Origin of the sequence: Longimicrobium terrae (assembly GCF_014202995.1) — a bacterium.
GTDB classification, from domain to species: domain Bacteria; phylum Gemmatimonadota; class Gemmatimonadetes; order Longimicrobiales; family Longimicrobiaceae; genus Longimicrobium; species Longimicrobium terrae.
On record NZ_JACHIA010000049.1, the window covers coordinates 1 to 1,778 of the forward strand.

General features: G+C 68.2%; 2 protein-coding genes. One reads left to right on the forward strand and one right to left on the reverse strand.

Going from position 1 to position 1,778, the window contains the following annotated elements; translation table 11 throughout:
* The first annotated feature begins 272 nt into the window (after positions 1-272).
* Positions 273-686, forward strand: a complete 414-nt coding sequence (locus HNQ61_RS28160; RefSeq protein ID WP_170039257.1) for a MerC domain-containing protein — start codon at positions 273-275, stop codon at positions 684-686.
* A gap of 80 nt (positions 687-766) precedes the next feature.
* On the opposite strand, the gene HNQ61_RS28165 is transcribed toward HNQ61_RS28160, so the two are convergent.
* On the reverse strand, positions 767-1,186 hold the full coding sequence (locus HNQ61_RS28165) for a hypothetical protein (RefSeq protein WP_170039259.1): 420 nt from the start codon (positions 1,184-1,186) through the stop codon (positions 767-769).
* Positions 1,187-1,778: the final 592 nt, after the last annotated feature.

Genomic DNA, 1,778 nt, shown 5'->3' on the forward strand with positions numbered 1-1,778 from the left:
ATTGTGGTATTCTCGGGCTAAAGGACCGCCCAAGTGTACACCGAGCGCACCGAATGTATCCCGAAACTCACACCAAGCGTTTCAGTCGCCCCAGCATGGAGCCGGGTCCTCTCCGACCCTCTCCCGCACCACTCCTCTAGTACTCGCAGCTACACCATCCAGTTGCGAATCACTTGCATCTGCGGATCGATTGCGCTATCATCGTCGCGCCCGGAACCCTCAGGCGTTTCCGGCGCTCGATTTCAGTGCACCCGTTCGCAGAGATTCGATCGATGAGTTCCGTTTCCGCGCCCGCCCGCACCACCGCCGGCGCTTCCTGGGCGGCGGCGCTGCCGCTTCTGTGCGCGGTGCACTGCCTGGCGGCGCCGCTGCTGGCCGTGATCGCTCCGGCGCTGTCGCTGCCCGAGTTCGCGGAGCACGCGGTGCAGGCCGGTTCCGTCATCCTTGCCGCGGCGATGGCGTATTCCGGCATCCGCGCGCATGGCGACCGCCGCGTGCTGCTGCCCATGGCACTCGGCGCGGCCATGTGGATCGCCGCAGACCCGCTCGCCTGGAGCGGCGCGTCGCTCGTCGCCGGCCACGTGGCGGGCGGCCTGCTGCTCGCGGCGGGAATGATGTGGAACGGCCATCTGCGGCACCAGACGGCGTGCGGCGCCTGCGCATGCCCGGCGCATTCGCACGACTGAGTGCAGGCAATCCGTGCAACGATGAGCGGCCCCGTCCTCGGTGTGAGGACGGGGCCGCTCTGTTGTCCATCTGATCGCGATCAGTTCACCTGGACGGGGATGGAGGGCGACGTGTAGAGCGCGGTGCCGCCGGAGAGCAGGTCCACGCGCAGCGTTGTGGAGCCGCGCTGGTTGCCGCGCAGCGTTCCCGCCTCGCCCCCGCTCCATCCCGCGACGCCGGTGTTGACGATGGTGACGCGCACCGTCTGCAGCGCGCTCGGCACGACCACAGTGCCGCCGGCGGAACGGAAGACGATGTCCATCGGCCGCTGCTGACCCTGCTGCACCGTCACCGTTCCGGACACCGAGGCGCCGTTCACCGTCACCAACGGGCTGCCGGACGACTCGATGCTGAGTCCCGCGACGGCCTCGCCGCCCGACCCGCCAGTGACATCGGAGCACGCCGCCAGCGCGGCAAAGGGAACGAGCAGCCAGGCACGGCGCAGAAGTCGGGTCTTCATGGGCGGATCGGTGTCGCGAGTGGGTCAGGGTTCACGGGCCGGTACGAATACCGAAGACGCGCCCCGACGTTCCGCGCGCCCTCCACACGCGTGTCGCGCACGACGCACGATCCACGCTCTCGCGGAAGACGGTCAGGCGTTGAAAGGAGGGCGGAGTTTGGCGATGCTCCGGCTGTGAGGCCCCTCCCCGCCCCTCCCCGTGCAAACTGCCGCACGGAGAGGGGAGAACTGCTGCCCGGCGCATTCCAGATGGTGCCGCGCGGTCGCAGAGGCCCCCTCTCCCCGGCCCTCTCCCCCGCTGTCGCGGGAGAAAGGGAGACCTCAGCGTGGCCGCGGGATTCGGCTCGTGGCGCGTCGCTCCGTTGTGGTTGAAGCTCCGAACGGCGCCTGTGGGCGACGTGTCGGGGGCTCCCACTGTTTGAGCGGCGGATTCATCTTCATTCGCTCAACGACATTCGCTCACACTTGGCACTCGCCGATCCGCACCGAACCATCCGCCGCCCCAACCCTCCCCCCACTACTGTCCGGCTTACAAGTCGAAGAGCTGCAACTGGTTAGGAAGCGGTTGACTGGTGGTAGTGTAATCCGGGGC